This window comes from Polaromonas sp. (assembly GCF_016185115.1).
In the GTDB taxonomy this organism is placed as follows: Bacteria; Pseudomonadota; Gammaproteobacteria; order Burkholderiales; family Burkholderiaceae_C; genus Polaromonas.
Genome location: NZ_JACPOF010000017.1, coordinates 237,926 through 255,767, shown reverse-complemented (window position 1 = coordinate 255,767; position 17,842 = coordinate 237,926). Strand labels below are relative to the sequence as shown.

Below are 17,842 nucleotides of genomic sequence, written 5' to 3'. Positions count from 1 at the left end.
GCTGGCCGTGAGGGTCGACTTCAAACCAGTTCCGGGACAGCCCGCAGGGCAAAGATCAAGCCGTCGCTTGCGCCTTGTCCTTCTCGGTCACAAACGAATCAGCATAAAACTCTTCCTCAGGCAAACCAGCCTTGATGTACGCGGCCTGTGCCGAGTCAACCACGATGGGTGCGCCGCAGGCATAGACCTGGTAGCCAGACATGTCGGGGATGTCCTGCAGTACGGCGTTGTGCACGAAGCCTGTGCGGCCCGCCCATGCGTCTTCAGGCAGTGCGTCGGAGATAACCGGCACATACGTGAAATTGGGCATCTCGGCGACCTTGCTGTTGACCCAGTCGTTCATGTAGAGGTCGGCAGGGCGGCGGCCGCCCCAGTAGAGAACCGCAGGGCGGGTGATGCCCTTGAACTGCATGTGCTCGATGATGGCCTTGATGGGCGCAAAGCCCGTGCCCGATGCCAGCAGCACCATGGGTTTGTCTGAGTCTTCACGCAGGTAGAAGCTGCCGAAGGGGCCTTCAATGCGCAGGATTTCCTTTTCCTTCATGGCGCTGAACACATGGTCGGTGAACTTGCCGCCGGGCATGTGGCGGATGTGCAGTTCAACGCCGGGGTTCTCAAGCTGCGTGTGCGGTGCGGTGCCCATCGAATACGCGCGGCGGTCGCCGTCGCGCAGCAGGAATTCGACGTACTGACCGGCGTGGTACTTGAACACATCGGCAGCGGGCAATTGCAGGCGCACATTCATCACGTCATGTGAGGCTTTCGCCAGGCTGGCGACGCGCACCGGCATTTTCTTGATGGGGAAGGCGCTTTCGTCGGTGACCTGGCGCGACTCCAGCACCAGGTCGGTTTCTGCGGTGGCGCAGCAGGTGAGGATAAAACCATCAGCCGCCTCTTCAGCCGTCAGTGCCTTGGCCTGGTGTGTGCCCTGCTTGATGGTGCCTTCGAGCTTTTTGCATTTGCATGAGCCGCAGGCGCCGTCCTTGCAGCCATAAGGCATGCCTATGCCCTGGCGTATGGCGGCAGACAACAAGACTTCATCTACCTGCGCAACAAAGGTACGGCCGCTGGGTTGCACGGTCACGTTAAAGCTCATATTCGTTATCCTTGGGGGTCTGTAGTTTTGCGTGGGCCTGCTTTTGGCCCAGACCCCAATTTTGCCTTCAAATTCAAGTCCCCTTGGTGCGCTGCCTGCACGTTTTCGCCGCCAGCGCGTTTTGATCATCGGTTGTGGTGATGTGGGCCTGCGCGCAGCGGCTGCCCTGCCTGCACGGGTCAATGTCATGGCGCTCACGTCTTCGCAGTCGAAGCTCGCGGCGTTTCGCGGAAGAAACATCACGCCCCTGCCTGGCAACCTGGACGATGCCGCCACGTTGCGCAGGTTGTCGGGGCTGGCTGACCGTGTGATTCACCTGGCGCCGCCGGCCAATGAAGTCGCCAATGCGCGCGATGACGGCCGCACGCGCAGGCTGTTGCAGGCCCTGCGGCTGCGCGGCTTGCCACAGGCGCTGGTATATGGCTCGACGAGTGGTGTGTATGGCGATTGCAGCGGCGATGTGGTGGCTGAAACGCGTTGCGTGAACCCTGCCAGCGCGCGTGCATATCGGCGTGTGGATGCAGAAAGTGCGGTGAGGTTTTTTGGGCGCTCGGCATCCGTGCCGGTACACATCCTGCGCATCCCCGGCATTTATGCGCCTGACCGCGAAGGCGGCACGCCGCGCGCACGCCTGCTCAGGGGCACGCCGGTGCTGGCCGCTCTTGACGACGTTTACACCAACCACATCCACGCAGACGACCTTGCCCGCGCCTGCCTCGCAGCCATGTGGCGCGGCAAACCGCAGCGCATCAGCAACGTCAACGACGACACACAACTGAAAATGGGCGATTATTTCGACCTGGCCGCCGACATGTACGGCCTGCCACGTCCACCGCGTTTACAGCGTGGTGAAGCCCAGCAGCAGCTGCCACCCATGATGCTGAGTTTTATGGGTGAATCCCGCAGGCTGGACAATCGCCGCATGAAAAACGAACTGGGTCTGCACTTGCGTTATCCGACCGTGTACGCTGGCCTGCGCAGTGGGGCGGAGCCATTCACGAGCCCGGGTATCAAACCGGAATGAATAGCGCGTTCAAGGCCGTAGACAGGCGCACAATTCCCGACAGCAATCAAAGATCAACCAAGGAGACAAAAAATGAACACCAACAGACGCCATGCACTCGCAGCCATTGCCAGCCTGGCAGCCACACCCTGGGCCGCGACCGGCGCCCTGGCGCAGGCCTGGCCCAACAAGCCTATCCGTCTGATCGTGCCTTACGCCGCAGGCGGCGGCACAGATGCGTTTGCGCGCACCGTTGCGCCGCGCATGGGCGACATCCTGGGCCAGCAGATCATCGTTGACAACCGTCCCGGCGCGGGCAGTGCCATAGGCGCCACGGCCGCGGCCACCTCGCCTGCTGACGGCTACACGTTCCTGCTGGGTGACAGTGCGACGTATTCGGTCAACCGCAGCCTTTACCCCAAGCTGACCTACGACTCTTTCAAGGACCTGGCGCCTGTGTCGCTGACTGCGCGCTTCGGCCTGGTGCTGGCGGTGCATCCCTCGGTACCGGCAAAGAACCTGGCCGAGTTTGTCGCGCTGGCCAAGGCCAAGCCCGGCCAGCTCAGTTACGGCACACCCGGCAACGGCACGCCGCACCACCTGGCGATGGAACTGCTGATGCAGCGCACCGGCATTTCCATGGTGCAGATTCCCTACAAGGGCGCCGGTCCTGCGGTGCAGGATTTGCTCGGCGGCCAGTTGCAGGTGCTGATGACCGACCTGCCTACGGCGGCGCAGCATCTGAAGGCCGGCACAGTGCGCGCGATTGCCTCGCTGGGTGAGAAACGCCTTGCCGCCACGCCGGACCTGGCGACGGTGGCAGAGTCGGGCTACCCCGGTTTTGACGCCTGGGCATGGCAGGGTTTCTCGGTGCCAACCGGCACGCCGCCAGCGGTGATCGCGGCCCTGAATGCGGCTTACCTCAAGGTGACCAGCGAGCCTGCCATACGCCAGAAGATGACCGAATTTGGCACCGAACTGACGCCGAGCACACCCTCTGCGATGGACGCCTACATGCGCGCCGAAGCCGTGAAGTGGGCCAAAACGATTCAGGACGGCAAGATCAAGGTTGAGTGAGCAGGCGCGTGGGTGCGTGAGTGAGTGATAGGGCCGGCATCACGTTTGATTTGCTATTAAAAACATAGCTGCTCACGTACGTATCTATTGGTCTGGAGGCTGATTTGATGCCTGAAAAAGACGTTTTTAAAGGCTTTTGGGAGCCTGCAGCGCGACAAAACCTGTTCCGAATGTGAAAAGTTAACTTCCATATTAACTTTTTGCATCTGGCCGCTTCACTTGCTTCGGCCTGAAATGAAAGTTGTGGGAACATGGACCGCGTGACAAGGTCCCTGTTTATCGCGCCGCCTCCGCAAGATCGCGCCCATCCGGGTGTCGGGCTGGCCGTGATTGCGGCGCACGTCGGGCTGCTGTTGATTGCCAACCTGTACTGGCCGCTGCAGACGGTGGCAGAACATATCGTGGTGCAGGTGTTTCGCAGCGATTCGGCCCCAAACCGCTTGCCCTCAGACCCGGCGGCCAACGCAGCAGCCAGCGGTGAATTTGCACGCAACCCCGGCAGCATCACGGCGCGGCGCTTTGGGCGCGCTGCCACGCAGCTTGAGTTGCCGGCGACAGAGGCCGCCCCCGAGCTGCCCGTGCCATCTGTTCCCGCAGCCGCCCCCGCGCGACAAAGCACACCGCTGTCTGCAACGCCGCAGGCAGTGATCGACAAAGCAGCACCCGCGCCGCTTCGTGCTGCTTCGCTGGCTGCGCCTTTGCCCCAGCCCGTACTACCCGAGCCGCCCGCGCCGCAGCCGGCTCCCGTGACACAAGCTGCAGTCACTGCAACAATCCCCGCGCCAACGCCAACGCCTGCTCCTGCTCCTGCTCCTGCTCCTGCTCCTGCTCCTGCTCCTGCTCCTGCGGTTCAGGTGCCTCAACCTGCCACGCCGCCTGCGCCTTCGCCCGCAGCAGTTGTGCCGCGCGTCACCGCGGCTTCTGAAGCGGCGACTGTGCAAACTGCGCCTGCCACCTTGCCGAGAACTACAGCCACACTGGTCGCACCAGCGAGCACGCCAGCCAGTGCGTCTATAGCGCCACCTGCGTCTTCAGTCGCCCCACCCGGGCCGGCTGCTGCAAACGTTTCACCCGGCACGCCGGCAACATCAGGTCTCGCAGCGGGCAACCCTTCGGCGGGACCCGGTGGCGCGGGTTCTGCCCCGGCGGTCAGCCCGCAGGGCGGGGGCTTTGCGCCGCCGCTGGACCTTCGCCTGCCGCCGCGCTACATCTACAGGCCGCCCATCGCGGTGCCGCAGCGCAGCCTCTCTGAAATGGCCAACGAACAACTCAGGCGCAAGCCGCGCGACCCTTTCGCCGAGGCAGTTGACCGTGCGGCCAACATCGACTGCGCCAGAGAAACGCCCGAAGGCCCGGCACAGGGCCTGCTCGCCATCGGGCCGCTGCTCAAACGCGCCATTGAAGAAAAATGCAAAAGATGACGCCGAAACAACCTTTTTTACCGCCACGTTTTTATTTCCAGTACAAAGGCATTCCATGAACCAGACGAACACCGTGACCCTGCGCTCCATGCGTCCTGCCGGTCTTTTCCATGCGCTGTTTCTGGCGATGGTTCTGGCTGCGGCTGCGTTGCCCGCAGCGGCGCAAAGCCAGCTCAGCACCACGCTGGGCGCCAGTGCGCCGTCATCGGCCGCGGTTCCCGCAGCGCTACCTTCACCTGTCCCGGCGACGCGAATTGCAAGCGGTTCGCTCAATGATGGCAAGGCACGGCCTTCAGCAGCGCCTGTACCGGCGGCTGCCAATCCCTACGGCCTGGCGGCCATCTGGCTGCAGGGCGACTGGGTGGCCAAGGGTTGCCTGTTGCTGCTCGCGCTGATGTCAATTGCCAGCTGGTACGCATTGCTGGCCAAGACTGTGGCATTGCGGCGCCTGAGAAAGCAGGCCGCGGTGGCTCAGGGCGTGTTTGACGACGTGCGGCACTTTGCATCGCATGTGGGCAAGCTTGAAGCCAGCAACCCCGTACGTTATGTGGCCGATGCGGGCAGCGCGGCCGTTCACCAGTACGCAGCGCTCAGGCCGCGTGTCGACTACGACACCTGGCTGGTGCGGGCGATAGAGCAGGCGCTCTCGGGTGTGCAGATAAGCATGCAAAGCGGTATGGCCGTGCTGGCCACCATCGGTTCGACCGCGCCTTTCGTGGGCCTGTTTGGCACCGTGTGGGCCATCTACACGGCGCTTGTCAAAATCGGCGCATCGGGGCAGGCGTCGATTGACCGCGTGGCCGGGCCGGTGGGAGAGGCGCTCATCATGACGGCAATCGGCCTGGCGGTTGCTGTGCCGGCAGTGTTTGGCTACAACTGGCTGCTCAGGCAAAACAAGCTGGCGTTCGAGTCGCTGCGCAACTTCGGCGCGCAGCTGCATTCATTGCTGCTGGCCACGACCGATGTGACGCAGGGCGCTGATGCCGCCCAAGCCCCTGAAGCTGTCGTACCTTCTGTGATTGACTGACCGTGGCGCTGTATTCGTCAACCGAAAGCCAGGCCGAAGACGGCTGGATGGCCGAGATCAACACCACACCGCTGGTCGATGTGATGCTGGTGCTGCTGATCATTTTCCTGCTCACGATTCCGGTGGTGAGCGCCACCGTCAACGTCAACCTGCCGGTCGAATCAGCGCAGTGGCGCGACACCAGCGGTGACTATGTGGTGGTCACGGTAGACAGGGTCGGCAACCTGTATTTCAACGACAGCTTCGCGCCAGACATCCAGGCGCTCTCGTCATTGATCGGTGACATCGCCGCCCTGAAGCCGCAACCTGAGATCCACATACGCGCCGACGCCAACTCACCCTATGCCTACATCGGCCAGGTGATAGACACGGCGCAGGGCCACGGCTTCGCACATGTCAGCCTGGTGACCGAGCCGGCGCAAAACCGATGAAGCTCTACACACAACACCTGTCCAGAAGCAGCGGCGATGACCCCGAGGCCGGACCCATGGTAGAGATGAACACCACACCGCTCATCGACGTGATGCTGGTGCTGCTGGTCATGCTCATCATCACTATTCCCGTGCAGCTGCACTCTGTCAATCTCGACATGCCGTCCATGCAGGCCGGCACTATGCCCGAGGTGGTCGAGGTGCAGATGAATGCTGCCGGTTTTCTTCAATGGAACGGCGAAACGCTTGCCGATATGCAGGCCGTGCAGGCGCGCATGGCAGCTGCAAGGGCGCAGCCTGTGCAACCAGAGATTCACTTGAAGCCGTCTTTCGACACCCCCTATTCTTTTGTTGCGGCCTTCCTGGTGATGGCCAACAGGGCGGGGCTGCAAAAGGTTGGCGTGGTCAACCAGGGCGGATGAACCCAATAATTTTCTTTTTAATTTCAGGAGTTTGAACATGGAATTTCCCCAGTGGATTGTTGACCGCGTCACCAGCCGGCAAGGCAGTCTTCACCCGTACGACAGTTTTGATGCAGGCAAACTCGCATTCGTGGTGGTCGACATGCAGAACCACTTTGTGCTGCCCGGTTTTCCCGCTGCTGTGCCCTCTGCGGCTGCGACCATTCCCGCCATCAACCGGCTTGCGGCAGCCGTACGCGAGGCGGGCGGCAAGGTGGTATGGATACAGACCACCTCGGTGAACTCGGACGTGCACCTTTCGCTGCATTACAGCGAGACCTATACGCCGGAGCGCAAGCAAAAGCGCATGGAGAGCCTTGACCCCGCCGCAAGGGGCTACGCCCTGCACAGCGAGCTCGATGTGCAACCCGGTGATGAGCACGTGGTCAAGCTTTGCTACAGCGCGATGGTGCAGGGCTCATCCGAGCTGAACCAGCTGCTGCGAAAACTGGGCATTGAAACCGTGCTGATAGGCGGCACGGCCACCAATGTCTGCTGCGACTCCACAGGCCGCGACGCGATGATGCAGAACTACCGCGTGGTCATGGTCGAGGATGCGCTGTCTGCCTTCACGCCCGACGAGCACATCTGGGCGCTGAACAACTGGATGCTGGTGTTCGGCGATGTACTGTCTGTCGACGACGTTGCCCGCAGGCTTGTGCCGGCCAGGGAGAACGTGGCCGCCGCAGCCTGATTATTTCGCGGTGACTGCGGCGGTTTCCGTCGCGATACGCAGGCGCAAGGCGCGGGCGAAAGCCCAGCCGGTCAGTGGCAGGGCGATGGCCGGCACCAGCAACATGAAGGTATAGCCCAGGTGGTCATAGGTGTAGCCGGCAATTAGCACGCCAATCGCCTGCCCGCCAAACAATCCAAATGCAAACAGCGCCACGGCCGTGCCCCGAAACGCCGGCACCATTTGTGTGGCATGGGTCTGCAGCGTGTTGTGGAACAGGTAAGTGCCGAAACCCGTCAGCAGCGCCAGCGGGCCGGCCAGCCACGGCACGAGTGACAGCAGCAGACCCAGGAAGCCCGTGCCCATCAACACCCCGCCCGCCAGCACCATGCGGCGCTCGCCATATTTCTGAACAATCCTTTTGGCGGTCAGCGCGTATATCAGTCCACCCACCGCATAAAGCGCAATCAGCGCCGACGCGAAAGACAGGCTCAGACCATGCCGGTTATGCAGGTATGAGGGCAAATAGCTGATCGGGCCAAGCAGGAAGATGCCCTCTGCCAGCACCGCAGCCAGCACCACACGTGCCCAGGGCGCTGTCACGACTGCACGCAACTGGCCGGCCACATTCAACCCGCCCGCAGGCGCCTTGTGTGCGGGCGCTGTGCGCAGCCAGTACCAGAGCAGGAATGCAGTGATGGCAAAACCCAGCGAGAGGCTCAGGAAAGCACCTTTCCATCCCAGCGATGAATCGGCAAAAAGACCACCGGCCAGTTGCCCGGCCATCATGCCGGACAGACTCCCGGTGATAAACCGCGCCAGGGTGGCCTGCCGCTGTTCATAGGGCACGTTGTCGCCTATCCAGGCCATGGCCAGCGGCATCACGCCGGCAGCGCTCATGCCCCAGGCGACACGTGTCCAGACCAGGATTTCAAACCTGCCGGCGAGGGCTGAGGCCAGTGCCGCCAAAGCGCAACCGGCCAGTGATATCCAGATCAGGCGCGCCTTGCCGTAACGGTCGCCGAGCGGGCCGAACACCAGTTGCATCAGGCCGTAGGCGATTGAAAAACTGATGATGACCTGGCCCGCCGCGCCCGGTGTGTGGTTGAAGTCAAGCGCCAGCCGCGGCAGCAGTGAGTCGCAGATGCGCAGGGCGGCGCCACTGAAGAAGGCCGCGCAGGCCATCAGTGTGACGGTGGTGTTGATGCGCGCCGGAGACAGCGTTTGTGTCAAGTGAGGGCGGCTGGATGTATTAATGGGAATGTGCTGCGCTACTCAGGCTCATGTCGTATTGAGTCCTGGTGCCCGGGGCCGGAATCGAACCGGCACGCCTTGCGGCGGGGGATTTTGAGTCCCCTGCGTCTACCAATTTCACCACCCGGGCTGGAATGAGCGAAGCCTCGAATTATGGCACAGTGTGGGTCTATGAAATACCCAACCATCGAAGACGCCATTGGCAAAACGCCCCTGGCGGCGCTGCAGCGCATAGGGGCTGCCGAGAATAAAAAACGCGGCAACGTCATCCTCGGAAAGCTTGAAGGCAACAACCCCGCCGGGTCGGTGAAAGACCGGCCTGCGCTTTCAATGATCAGGCGCGCAGAAGAGCGCGGCGACATCAAGCCCGGCGACACGCTGATCGAAGCCACCTCGGGCAATACCGGCATTGCGCTGGCCATGGCGGCGGCCATCAGGGGCTACCGCATGGTGCTCATCATGCCGGAGGACCTGTCGATTGAACGTGCCCAGACCATGAAGGCTTTTGGCGCTGAACTGATCCTGACGCCCAAAAGCGGCGGCATGGAGCACGCCCGCGATCTGGCCGAAAAAATGGAAAAAGAAGGTCAGGGCAGGGTGCTGGACCAGTTCGCCAACCAGGACAACCCCAGAGTTCACTATGAAACTACCGGGCCTGAAATATGGACAGATACGTCAGGCAAAGTGACACATTTTGTCAGTGCCATGGGCACAACCGGCACGATTACCGGTGTTTCGCGTTACCTGAAAGAGAAAAATCCGGCCATCCAGATCATTGGCGCCCAGCCCGCCGAGGGTTCGCGTATTCCCGGTATCCGCAAGTGGCCGGAAGCCTACATGCCGAAAATTTATGACGCCAGCACGGTGGACCGGCAGGTGTCCGTCAGCCAGCTTGACGCCGAAGACATGGTCAGGCGCATGGCGCGCGAAGAGGGCATTTTTGCGGGTATTTCAGCAGCGGGCGCCTGCTGGGTGGCCCAGGAAATCGCCAAAACCGTGACCAATGCCGTGATCGTGTTTGTGGTGTGCGACCGCGGTGATCGATACCTGTCGACAGGGGTGTTCCCCGCATGACCCATGAATTCAGGTTCTGCCCCAGTTGCGCGACGGCGCTGGAGATGGTCACCCAGATGGAAGACGGCGGCGAAAAGGCCCGCCTGCGCTGCCCGGCCTGCGGCTATACCCACTGGAACAACCCCACCCCCGTGCTGGCGGCCGTCATTGAATATGAGGGCCGGATTTTGCTGGCGCGCAATGCCGCCTGGAGCCACAAGGCTTACGCCCTGATCACAGGCTTCATGGAGGCCGGCGAGACGCCGGAGGGCGGCATCAAGCGCGAGATCCAGGAGGAGACCAGCCTGCGCACCCTGTCGCTGGACCTCATTGGTGTTTACGACTTCCAGCGAATGAACCAGATCATCATTGCCTACCATGCCGTCTGCGAGGGCGAGGTGGCCCTGTCTGCCGAACTGGTCGACTACAAGCTGTATGACTTTGACAAGGTCAAATGCTGGCCCGCCGGAACGGGCTATGCCCTGGCCGACTGGCTGAAGTCAAAAGGCCATAACCCCGAGTTTGTGGAATGGCCCCGTCGCGACTGAGGCCACCAGCACCTTTTAAAATGAGGGCAACCCAAGGACCAAGATGAACATTGACAAAGAACTCGACACCCGCGGCCTCAACTGTCCGCTGCCCATACTGAAAGCCAAAAAAGCACTGGCCGACATGCAAAGCGGCGAACTGCTGCGTGTGGTGTCTACAGACTCGGGCTCTACCCGGGATTTTCTGGCTTTTGCAAAGCAGACGGGCAACGAGCTGATGGAGCAAAGTACGTCTGGCGGCGATTTTATTCACGTCCTCAAACGCCGTTAAAGCTTGATAAGTATCGATAAATACTCTCAAGAGGCGTTAAATGCCTCTAAAAGCGCTGCCTGCGTTGCCGGTCAGCCGAGTTTGAGCTCTTTCAGGTAGGCCCTGAAGTTCTCACCCACTTCGGGGTGCTGCAGGGCCAGCTCTACCGTCGCTTCCAGAAAGCCCGACTTGCTGCCGCAGTCATAGCGCTTGCCCTTGTACTGGAAGGCATACACCGCTTCTTCCTTCATGAGGCTCGCAATGCCATCGGTCAGCTGGATTTCCCCGCCCACGCCTGTCGGCTGGTTGCGGATATGTCTGAAAACTGCCGGTGTGAGGATGTAGCGGCCCGCCACACCCATGCGCGAAGGTGCAGCTTCGGGCGCTGGTTTCTCGACCATGGCGTTGACCTTCATCAGGCCGTCTTTCATCTCCTCGCCGGCCACGATGCCGTAACGGCGGGTATGTTCCGCAGGGACTTCCTGAACCGCAAGAATGGATTGTTTGAGCCTGTCAAACTGGGCGCTCATCTGTGCCAGAACCGGCTGGCCATCCTGTGGGCCGACCATCAGGTCATCAGCCAGCAAAACTGCAAAAGGCTCATTGCCGACAAGGTGCTCGGCGCAAAGCACCGCATGGCCCAGGCCAAGGGATCGCGGCTGACGGACATACGAGCAATCCATGTCCTGGGGCTGCACGGATTTGACGAGCTTGAGCAGTTCCAGCTTCTGGGCGACTTCAAGTTCGTTTTCAAGCTCATAGGCTGTATCGAAATGATCCTCAATGGCACGCTTATTGCGTCCTGTTACAAAAATCATGTGACGGATGCCTGCCGCATAGGCCTCTTCCACAGCGTATTGAATCAGTGGTTTGTCTACCACCGGCAGCATTTCTTTGGGTTGGGCTTTGGTGGCCGGCAGGAAGCGGGTGCCAAGGCCGGCAACCGGAAAAACGGCTTTGTTCAAATTCGTGATTTTGGGCATCGGGTTAGATCAGGGGAAAACATTGAGTTTGCGGCGGCCGGTGCGGCCGGCGCGTCGGACAATTCCGCAATTTAGAGCGACACAAACGCCCACAAAACGAAAAAACAGCGAACCAAGGACAGCAGGGTGGACATCTTACTTCTAGACGCACTCGTACCAGAGGCCATGGCCTGGCTTGAAGCCAGGCACAGCCTCGAGTACCGCCCCGAATTCGCCGACGACCTTGTTTCATTGCGTCAGGCCGCCTACAAGACCCGGGGCATCATCTTCCCGCGCCAGACCGTCGTGACGCGCGAGTTCCTCGATTTCCTGCCCAAACTCAAGGCCGTTGGCCGCCTGCATGTGGGCACGGACAACACCGACCTCGAAGCCTGCAAGGAACGCGACATTAAGGTCATTCATGCCAGCAGCGCCAATGTCCGTTCGAATGCCGAATACCTGCTCAGCTGCCTGCTGATTCTCTACCGCCGCGGTGTCGTGTCTGCGCTCATGGGGCGCCGCCATCCTTCTGCGCAGATGGGTCGTGAACTCAGTGGCAGCACTGTGGGTATCCTCGGCCTCGCACCCACTGCGCATACGCTTGCGGGCATGTTGAACGGCCTGGGCGTGCGCCTGATCGGTTACGACCCTGCCGTGCATCACACGGCGCCCATCTGGGAGCGTCTTCGCATCAAGCCTGTCACGCTGCCTGAACTCATTAGCCAGGCCGATGCAGTCTCGGTCCAGATGCTTTACGCCAGCCGCTTCAAGGGTTTTGTCAACGACAAGCTGCTGGCGGCCTGCAAGAAGAACCAGCTCTGGGTGGGCATCAGCCGCAGTGAACTTTTCAATGAGGCGGCCCTGGCTGCGGCGCTGACGGATGGCCGCATAGAAGCCTGTGTGATTGACGGCGCAGAACCCCGGTTTCTGGCCGAGACCTCGCCGCTGCACGGGCTGAAGAACCTGTTTGTCACGCCTCGCCTGGGCTCGCACACGCGGGAGGCGCGCCTGCGGTCGAGCTGGTATGTGGCGCATCGCATGCATGAGGCTGTGACGTCCGAAAAGCCCGCCAGCGACTCGTCGCTCAGCGCACCGATGGACCTGACCGGGACCTCGGCAGATTCTGGTTCTGGCTCACAGTGGGTAGAGCCGGAATTCGATAACCGGTAAATATAGCCCCCACGTTCGCTCACTGCGTGTAGCTCTCTGCCCCCCAAGGGGGCTGGCCTTGCTTGGGGCGGCCCTGCGCGGCGGCCGATCGCCTCCACGTTCGCTCACTGCGTGTAGATCCCGAGGCCTTGCAGGCCCTGTTTGCGAAGGCTCTCCGTTTCCAGCATCAAAAAAGCCCCGGCCAGCGGGGCTTTTTCTGTTGTGCGGAGGCCTACTTCAATCGCACCAGCTGTTCGCGGATCTTCTCCAGCGCGGCATTGTTGTCGGCCAGACGCTTGCGTTCCTGTTCGAGCACGGCCGGCGGCACCTTGTTGACGAAGGCTTCGTTGGCCAGCTTGGTTTCGGAACTGGTGATCTGGCCGGTCAGGCGGGCTTCTTCTTTTTGCAGGCGGATTTTTTCTGCAGCCACATCGACTTCCATGTAGAGGCAGAGCCGGGCTTCGCCGACGATGGCGACGGGTGCCGATTGTGCTGCTGCGACCCAGCTGGCTTCGTCACCAAACACCTTGACTTCGCTGAGTTTGGCAAGTGACTTCAGCACGGGCGCGACCGAGCTCATGAAGTCCGTATCGCCCAGCACAAACAGCGGCAGGCGCGTGGCGGGTGACACATTCATTTCGCCTCGCAGGTTGCGGCAGGCGTCCACCAGCGTCTTCAGTTTGGCGACATGCGCTTCGGCTTTTTCGTCGATCTTCTCGGGCTGGCTTTTCGGGTAGGCCATGTTGCCGATGTAGTCGCCTTTTTTCATTCCGGCGACAGGTGCAACCTTCTGCCACAGCTCTTCAGTGATGAAGGGAATGACGGGGTGCGCCAGGCGAAGAATGCCCTCAAGGGCGCGTATCAAAGTGCGGCGCGTGGCGCGTTTTTGCGAGTCATTGCCGGTCTGTATCTGCACCTTGGCAATTTCCAGGTACCAGTCACAGAACTCGTCCCAGACAAACTGGTAAATGCTGCCGGCCACGTTGTCGAGGCGGTACTCGGCAAAGCCTTTCGCGACGTCGGCTTCGACGCGCTGCATGGTTGACGAGATCCATCGGTCGGCCTGCGAGAAGCTCATGTAGTTGTGGAACTCACCGCCAGGCTGGCATTGTTCTTTGGTGTGTTCGGCAAGGCCGCAATCCTGGCCTTCGCAGTTCATCAACACAAAACGCGTGGCATTCCAGAGCTTGTTGCAGAAGTTGCGATAGCCCTCGCAGCGCTTGCTGTCGAAGTTGATGCTGCGGCCCAGGCTGGCCAATGATGCAAAGGTAAAACGCAATGCGTCAGCGCCATAGCCGGGAATGCCGGCAGGGAATTCCTTCTCGGTGTTCTTGCGAACCTGGGGCGCCGTCTCGGGTTTGCGCAGGCCTTGCGAACGCTTCTCGAGCAGGGGCGCCAGTTCGATGCCATCAATCAGGTCGACGGGGTCCAGCACATTGCCTTCGGACTTGCTCATCTTCTTGCCCTGCGCGTCTTTCACAAGCCCGTGGATGTACACGTGTCTGAAAGGCACCTGGCCTGTGAAGTGTGTCGTCATCATGATCATGCGGGCGACCCAGAAAAAGATGATGTCGTAACCCGTGACCAGCACGCTTGATGGCAAAAAGAGGTCGAGCTCTTTTGTCTTTTCAGGCCAGCCCAGTGAAGAGAAGGGCACCAGTGCTGACGAATACCAGGTGTCGAGCACGTCTTCATCGCGCACCAGTTTTTTGCCAGGGGCCTGCTTTTGCGCGTCTTCCTCGTTCTCGGCCACATAGACCTTGCCGTCCTCGTCGTACCAGGCCGGTATCTGGTGGCCCCACCAGAGCTGTCGCGAGATACACCAGTCCTGGATGTTGTTCATCCACTGGTTGTAGGTGTTCACCCATTGTTCCGGCACAAACTTCACGTCGCCGCTGCTCACGGCGTCAATGGCTTTTTGCGCGATTGATTTGCCGGTGGGGTCCTTGTCGCTGACCTTGCTGAGCGCCACAAACCACTGGTCAGTCAGCATGGGTTCGATCACCTGGCCGGTACGTGCGCAACGGGGCACCATGAGCTTGTGTTTTTTGACTTCGACGAGAAAGCCCTGTGCTTCCAGATCTGCAACCACAGCCTTGCGCGCCACAAAGCGGTCCATGCCGCGGTATTTTTCGGGTGCGTTGTCGTTGATGGTTGCATCCAGCGTCAGCACGCCGATGATGGGCAACTGGTGCCGCTGGCCGACCGCATAGTCATTCGTGTCGTGCGCGGGCGTGACCTTCACGACGCCCGTACCAAACTCCTTGTCTACATAGTCATCGGCAATCACGGGGATGGTGCGATCACACAGCGGCAGCGACACCAGTTGACCGATGAGGTGCTTGTAGCGATCATCCTCGGGATGCACCATCACGGCCACGTCGCCCAGCATGGTTTCAGGCCGGGTCGTGGCTACTGTCAGCGAGCCCGAACCATCGGCCAGCGGGTAGCGGATATGCCACATGAAGCCGTCTTCTTCCTCGCTTTCGACTTCGAGGTCGGACACAGCCGATTTCAGGATGGGGTCCCAGTTCACCAGGCGCTTGCCGCGGTAGATCAGGCCCTGTTCATAGAGCTGCACAAAGGTCGAGGTGACGACCTTTGACATCTTGGGGTCCATGGTGAAATATTCGTGCTTCCACGACACCGAGTCGCCCATGCGGCGCATCTGGCGTGTGATGGTGGTGCCGGATTCTTCCTTCCACTCCCACACCTTCGCCACAAAATTCTTGCGGCCCAGGTCATGGCGCGATTTGCCTTCGCCCTGCAGCTTGCGTTCGACCACGATCTGCGTGGCGATGCCCGCATGGTCGGTGCCCGGCACCCACAAGGTGTTATCGCCCTTCATGCGGTGGTAGCGCGTGAGCGAATCCATGATGGTCTGGTTGAAGGCGTGGCCCATGTGCAGCGTGCCGGTCACGTTGGGTGGCGGCAGCTGGATGGCAAACGAGGGTTTGGCGGCGTCCAGTGTGGGCTCGTACTGGCCGCTTTGCTCCCAGAGCGGGCCCCAATGGCGTTCAATCTCGGTGGGCGCAAATGACTTGGCCAGTGCGTCCAGCCCCGGCGTCGGTACGACCACCTTGACAGCATCGGATGCGGGGTTGGTGGGCGTGGGTGCTTGTGATGGGACAGCTTCGGTCATGGGCGCAATGAAAAGCGGCATCGAGAGCGATGCCGCGTTGAGGTGTAAATGGGACCCCTGATTTTATTCGACTGGCCATACCCCGCCGGGGTGGTGTGTTTGCAGGCCAATCAGCCGTCGAATTCAAATGCCGGCGGGCTTTTTCAGCGTCAGCATGCGGTCCTGCGGCGTCAGCACGATGGTCTTGACCTCGCTGCCCTGCATGATGGTCAGCTTGATGGGTTCATTGGGCGCGGTGCGCGCCCACACCTTCTTGTAAAAGGCCTCAAGTGTGGTGACCTGGTCGCCATCGACGGCCAGCACAATGACGCCGGGCATCAGGCCCGCTGTTTCTGCGGGGCTGTCCGCGCTGACGCGCACGATCTGCACCTTGCCTTCACGGTCGCTGGAGGTCAGGCCCAGCCATGGCCTGCGGCTCTGGCTGCTGCTGCCTGACTGGCGCATCTCTGCCAGTATGGGCTTGAGCAGGTCTACAGGCACAAACATGTTGCCGGGGTTGCGGCGGTTTTCACCTGCTGCATCCATCACCAGCAGTGAGCCCACACCAACCAGTTCGCCCCTGTGGTTAAACAGCGGTGCGCCGCTGTGGTTGCCCCGGCTGGACGCTACAGGCGGGCTGGTAAATATCGCTGTGTCGAGGTGGTATTCCCAGGTGCCCGAGAAGGCCCGCGTGTTGACGAGCTGCGTCATGCTGACGCCGCCATTGTCGCCATTCGCGCCGCCGGTATTGCCGGTCGCGGCCATCAGCGGTTCACCGGGTTTCAGGTCACGCACGCTGCCCAGGGTGACGGGGGCCACCCCGCGCAGCGGGAGCAGGGGGCGCACCAGGCCAAAGCCGGTGGCAATGTCGTAGGCGACGGCGGTGGCGGGCAATACCCGGTTGTCCTGCGTGACGATTTCAATATGTTCGGCTTCGAGCATCAGGTAGCCGATGGTGAGCACCAGGCCGTCGGCTCCTATGACCACGCCGGAGCCGGTGCGTTTTTTGCCCAGGTTTTCAGCCGATCTTGATCCTTCAACAGCAGTAACCCGGATGCCGACAACAGCCGCATTGGCCTTGTTCATGGCCTCCATGATGGCCTGCACGCTGGGCGTTGCGGGCGTCGCTGCGTGGGAAGCCACCGGAAGGGCAAGGGGGGCGGAGATGGATAACGCGACAGAAAGCCAGAGACTTGAAGCACGCATGGTGGACTCCATGAAGCCGTGTCCGGCGCGGGATGGCGTCAAATCACGTAACTAGGGCCTGCCATCCTGTAAATCGCCTCCGCGCTGGGGCTGCAAGGGGTGCAGCGCTAGGCGCAGACCGCAGGCCGGGGTAATCCCCGGTCAAGGGCTGCAACGACGCGGGGCATTCCTTGCAGCCCCAGCCCTGCGGGTGGCACCCGGAAAGGACAGCACTCGTTGTTGCGAAGCCTCACCGGGGATTACCCCGGCTTCGTTTCGCGCCTAGATTGCAATCCTTTCCGGCGGCCACGCGGAGGCGATTTACAGGATGACAGGCCCTAGAGAATGCGCCTGTTTCAAAATCTCCGCAATAGGCTGAGGCCAAAAACCGGCTCTTTTTTTCAGGGCTTTCACCCTCAGGCTTTGGCCGCCCTTGCGCCGGCTTCAGGCCTGTCATTTTTCTGTGGTTTGAGCGGCGCGGCGGTTTTGCCTTCTGCCCGCTCCTGGCGCCATTGCTGCTTGCGCGCCGTCCATTCCGCCAGCCGGGCGTGGGCGATGTGGCTTTCCTTTTCCATCTCGTCTTCCGTGGCCAGCTGCGCGGTCAGCTCAAGCCTTATGCCGTTGGGGTCGAAGAAGTAGATGCTCTTGAACACATGGTGGTCGGTCACGCCCAGCACGTCGATGTTTTCGGCTTCCAGCCGCGCTTTCATGGCCTGCAGGTCGGCCACCGTGTCGACCCGGAAGGAGATGTGGTTCACCCAGGCCGGCGTGTTGGGCGACGGCAGTGCGGCGACATCGTCACCGAGGTCAAAAAAAGCGATGAAGGAGCCGTCCCGCAGGCGGAAAAAGAAGTGCGTGTAGGGGCAGTACTCACCAGTGCTGGGCACATGGTCGCTCTGGATGATGTGATACAGCGGCAGGCCAAGAATGTCTTCGTAAAAGTGCCGTGTTTCTTCAGCATCTTTGGCGCGGTAGGCATAGTGATGCAACTGCTGTATGCCTGCGGGTGGCGGAAGGCTGGCCTTGGTCATCGCTGGCGGTGTAGTTTGAACAATGGCGGACATGGACGGGTCTCCTTGGGAAGCCTGAATCAGTTGGTGGCCCCTGCATGGGGCTCCGGGGGATGGCTTT

Annotated in this window: 17 protein-coding genes and 1 tRNA gene; 11 read left to right on the top strand and 7 right to left on the bottom strand. The window is 61.1% G+C overall.

Features of this window, described 5'->3' with window-relative positions:
• Nucleotides 1–55 precede the first annotated feature (55 nt).
• Entirely contained in the window at nt 56–1,096 is a 1,041-nt protein-coding gene (locus HYX42_RS11360) for a CDP-6-deoxy-delta-3,4-glucoseen reductase (RefSeq protein ID WP_293402967.1), read from the bottom strand.
• A gap of 61 nt (nt 1,097–1,157) precedes the next feature.
• Here HYX42_RS11360 and HYX42_RS11355 point away from each other — a divergent pair, with 61 nt between their 5' ends.
• From HYX42_RS11355 to HYX42_RS11325, 7 genes are all read left to right on the top strand, one after another.
• On the top strand, nt 1,158–2,120 hold the full coding sequence (locus HYX42_RS11355) for an NAD-dependent epimerase/dehydratase family protein (protein WP_293402965.1): 963 nt from the start codon (nt 1,158–1,160) through the stop codon (nt 2,118–2,120).
• Nucleotides 2,121–2,192: 72 nt separating this feature from the next.
• Nucleotides 2,193–3,176: a tripartite tricarboxylate transporter substrate binding protein gene (locus HYX42_RS11350; protein ID WP_293402963.1), complete on the top strand. Its 984-nt coding sequence runs from the start codon at nt 2,193–2,195 to the stop codon at nt 3,174–3,176.
• 251 nt (nt 3,177–3,427) lie between these two features.
• Nucleotides 3,428–4,597 (top strand): hypothetical protein, encoded by a 1,170-nt coding sequence (locus tag HYX42_RS11345; RefSeq protein ID WP_293402961.1) that lies wholly within the window; start codon nt 3,428–3,430, stop codon nt 4,595–4,597.
• Between the two features lie 55 nt (nt 4,598–4,652).
• Nucleotides 4,653–5,624 carry a MotA/TolQ/ExbB proton channel family protein gene (locus tag HYX42_RS11340; protein WP_293402959.1) on the top strand — a complete coding sequence of 324 codons (972 nt, stop codon included), beginning with the start codon at nt 4,653–4,655 and terminating at the stop codon, nt 5,622–5,624.
• A 2-nt stretch (nt 5,625–5,626) separates the two neighbouring features.
• Entirely contained in the window at nt 5,627–6,055 is a 429-nt protein-coding gene (locus tag HYX42_RS11335; RefSeq protein WP_293402957.1) for a biopolymer transporter ExbD, read from the top strand.
• Complete coding sequence (locus HYX42_RS11330; protein ID WP_293402955.1) at nt 6,052–6,477, top strand: biopolymer transporter ExbD; 426 nt, start codon at nt 6,052–6,054, stop codon at nt 6,475–6,477. The genes HYX42_RS11335 and HYX42_RS11330 overlap by 4 nt, the downstream gene beginning before the upstream one ends.
• A gap of 37 nt (nt 6,478–6,514) precedes the next feature.
• The gene (locus tag HYX42_RS11325) at nt 6,515–7,210 is read left to right on the top strand and encodes an isochorismatase family cysteine hydrolase (protein ID WP_293402953.1); all 696 of its coding nucleotides are present in this window, start codon (nt 6,515–6,517) and stop codon (nt 7,208–7,210) included.
• Here the strand turns inward: HYX42_RS11325 and HYX42_RS11320 are convergent, their stop codons facing one another.
• Together HYX42_RS11320 and HYX42_RS11315 are read right to left on the bottom strand one after the other, a co-directional pair.
• Entirely contained in the window at nt 7,211–8,374 is a 1,164-nt protein-coding gene (locus tag HYX42_RS11320; RefSeq protein WP_293403497.1) for an MFS transporter, read from the bottom strand. It abuts the gene before it with no gap.
• Between the two features lie 114 nt (nt 8,375–8,488).
• Nucleotides 8,489–8,573: transfer RNA gene (locus HYX42_RS11315), tRNA-Leu, on the bottom strand.
• A 41-nt stretch (nt 8,574–8,614) separates the two neighbouring features.
• Here HYX42_RS11315 and cysM point away from each other — a divergent pair.
• Genes cysM through HYX42_RS11300 form a run of 3 tightly spaced genes read left to right on the top strand, consistent with a single transcriptional unit; the run spans nt 8,615 to nt 10,315 of the window.
• Nucleotides 8,615–9,517: a cysteine synthase CysM gene (gene cysM / locus HYX42_RS11310; protein ID WP_293402951.1), complete on the top strand. Its 903-nt coding sequence runs from the start codon at nt 8,615–8,617 to the stop codon at nt 9,515–9,517.
• Nucleotides 9,514–10,044 (top strand): NUDIX hydrolase, encoded by a 531-nt coding sequence (locus tag HYX42_RS11305; protein ID WP_293402949.1) that lies wholly within the window; start codon nt 9,514–9,516, stop codon nt 10,042–10,044. Before cysM ends, HYX42_RS11305 begins: the two co-directional genes overlap by 4 nt.
• A gap of 43 nt (nt 10,045–10,087) precedes the next feature.
• Nucleotides 10,088–10,315, top strand: a complete 228-nt coding sequence (locus HYX42_RS11300; RefSeq protein WP_293402947.1) for a sulfurtransferase TusA family protein — start codon at nt 10,088–10,090, stop codon at nt 10,313–10,315.
• Between the two features lie 71 nt (nt 10,316–10,386).
• Here HYX42_RS11300 and galU read toward each other — a convergent pair whose 3' ends face one another.
• On the bottom strand, nt 10,387–11,277 hold the full coding sequence (galU, locus tag HYX42_RS11295; RefSeq protein WP_293402945.1) for a UTP--glucose-1-phosphate uridylyltransferase GalU: 891 nt from the start codon (nt 11,275–11,277) through the stop codon (nt 10,387–10,389).
• Nucleotides 11,278–11,403: 126 nt separating this feature from the next.
• On the opposite strand from galU, the gene HYX42_RS11290 reads away from it, so the two are divergent.
• Nucleotides 11,404–12,426 (top strand): NAD(P)-dependent oxidoreductase, encoded by a 1,023-nt coding sequence (locus tag HYX42_RS11290; RefSeq protein WP_293402943.1) that lies wholly within the window; start codon nt 11,404–11,406, stop codon nt 12,424–12,426.
• Nucleotides 12,427–12,637: 211 nt separating this feature from the next.
• On the opposite strand, the gene HYX42_RS11285 is transcribed toward HYX42_RS11290, so the two are convergent.
• The 3 genes from HYX42_RS11285 to HYX42_RS11275 form a co-directional block, all read right to left on the bottom strand.
• The gene (locus HYX42_RS11285; RefSeq protein ID WP_293402941.1) at nt 12,638–15,568 is read right to left on the bottom strand and encodes a valine--tRNA ligase; all 2,931 of its coding nucleotides are present in this window, start codon (nt 15,566–15,568) and stop codon (nt 12,638–12,640) included.
• A 102-nt stretch (nt 15,569–15,670) separates the two neighbouring features.
• Nucleotides 15,671–16,732 (bottom strand): S1C family serine protease, encoded by a 1,062-nt coding sequence (locus HYX42_RS11280; protein ID WP_293402939.1) that lies wholly within the window; start codon nt 16,730–16,732, stop codon nt 15,671–15,673.
• Nucleotides 16,733–17,127: 395 nt separating this feature from the next.
• Nucleotides 17,128–17,775, bottom strand: coding sequence for a VOC family protein (locus HYX42_RS11275; protein WP_293402937.1), 648 nt, complete (start codon nt 17,773–17,775; stop codon nt 17,128–17,130).
• Nucleotides 17,776–17,842: the final 67 nt, after the last annotated feature.

Bases quoted from the DNA above. Each gene is read 5' to 3' on its own strand.
- HYX42_RS11360 (WP_293402967.1), bottom strand. From the start codon at position 1,096: ATGAGCTTTAACGTGACCGTGCAACCCAGCGGCCGTACCTTTGTTGCG.
- HYX42_RS11350 (WP_293402963.1), top strand. From the start codon at position 2,193: ATGAACACCAACAGACGCCATGCACTCGCAGCCATTGCCAGCCTGGCA.
- HYX42_RS11345 (WP_293402961.1), top strand. From the start codon at position 3,428: ATGGACCGCGTGACAAGGTCCCTGTTTATCGCGCCGCCTCCGCAAGAT.
- HYX42_RS11340 (WP_293402959.1), top strand. From the start codon at position 4,653: ATGAACCAGACGAACACCGTGACCCTGCGCTCCATGCGTCCTGCCGGT.
- HYX42_RS11330 (WP_293402955.1), top strand. From the start codon at position 6,052: ATGAAGCTCTACACACAACACCTGTCCAGAAGCAGCGGCGATGACCCC.
- HYX42_RS11325 (WP_293402953.1), top strand. From the start codon at position 6,515: ATGGAATTTCCCCAGTGGATTGTTGACCGCGTCACCAGCCGGCAAGGC.
- HYX42_RS11320 (WP_293403497.1), bottom strand. From the start codon at position 8,374: ATGGCCTGCGCGGCCTTCTTCAGTGGCGCCGCCCTGCGCATCTGCGAC.
- cysM (WP_293402951.1), top strand. From the start codon at position 8,615: ATGAAATACCCAACCATCGAAGACGCCATTGGCAAAACGCCCCTGGCG.
- HYX42_RS11305 (WP_293402949.1), top strand. From the start codon at position 9,514: ATGACCCATGAATTCAGGTTCTGCCCCAGTTGCGCGACGGCGCTGGAG.
- HYX42_RS11300 (WP_293402947.1), top strand. From the start codon at position 10,088: ATGAACATTGACAAAGAACTCGACACCCGCGGCCTCAACTGTCCGCTG.
- galU (WP_293402945.1), bottom strand. From the start codon at position 11,277: ATGCCCAAAATCACGAATTTGAACAAAGCCGTTTTTCCGGTTGCCGGC.
- HYX42_RS11285 (WP_293402941.1), bottom strand. From the start codon at position 15,568: ATGCCGCTTTTCATTGCGCCCATGACCGAAGCTGTCCCATCACAAGCA.
- HYX42_RS11280 (WP_293402939.1), bottom strand. From the start codon at position 16,732: ATGCGTGCTTCAAGTCTCTGGCTTTCTGTCGCGTTATCCATCTCCGCC.
- HYX42_RS11275 (WP_293402937.1), bottom strand. From the start codon at position 17,775: ATGTCCGCCATTGTTCAAACTACACCGCCAGCGATGACCAAGGCCAGC.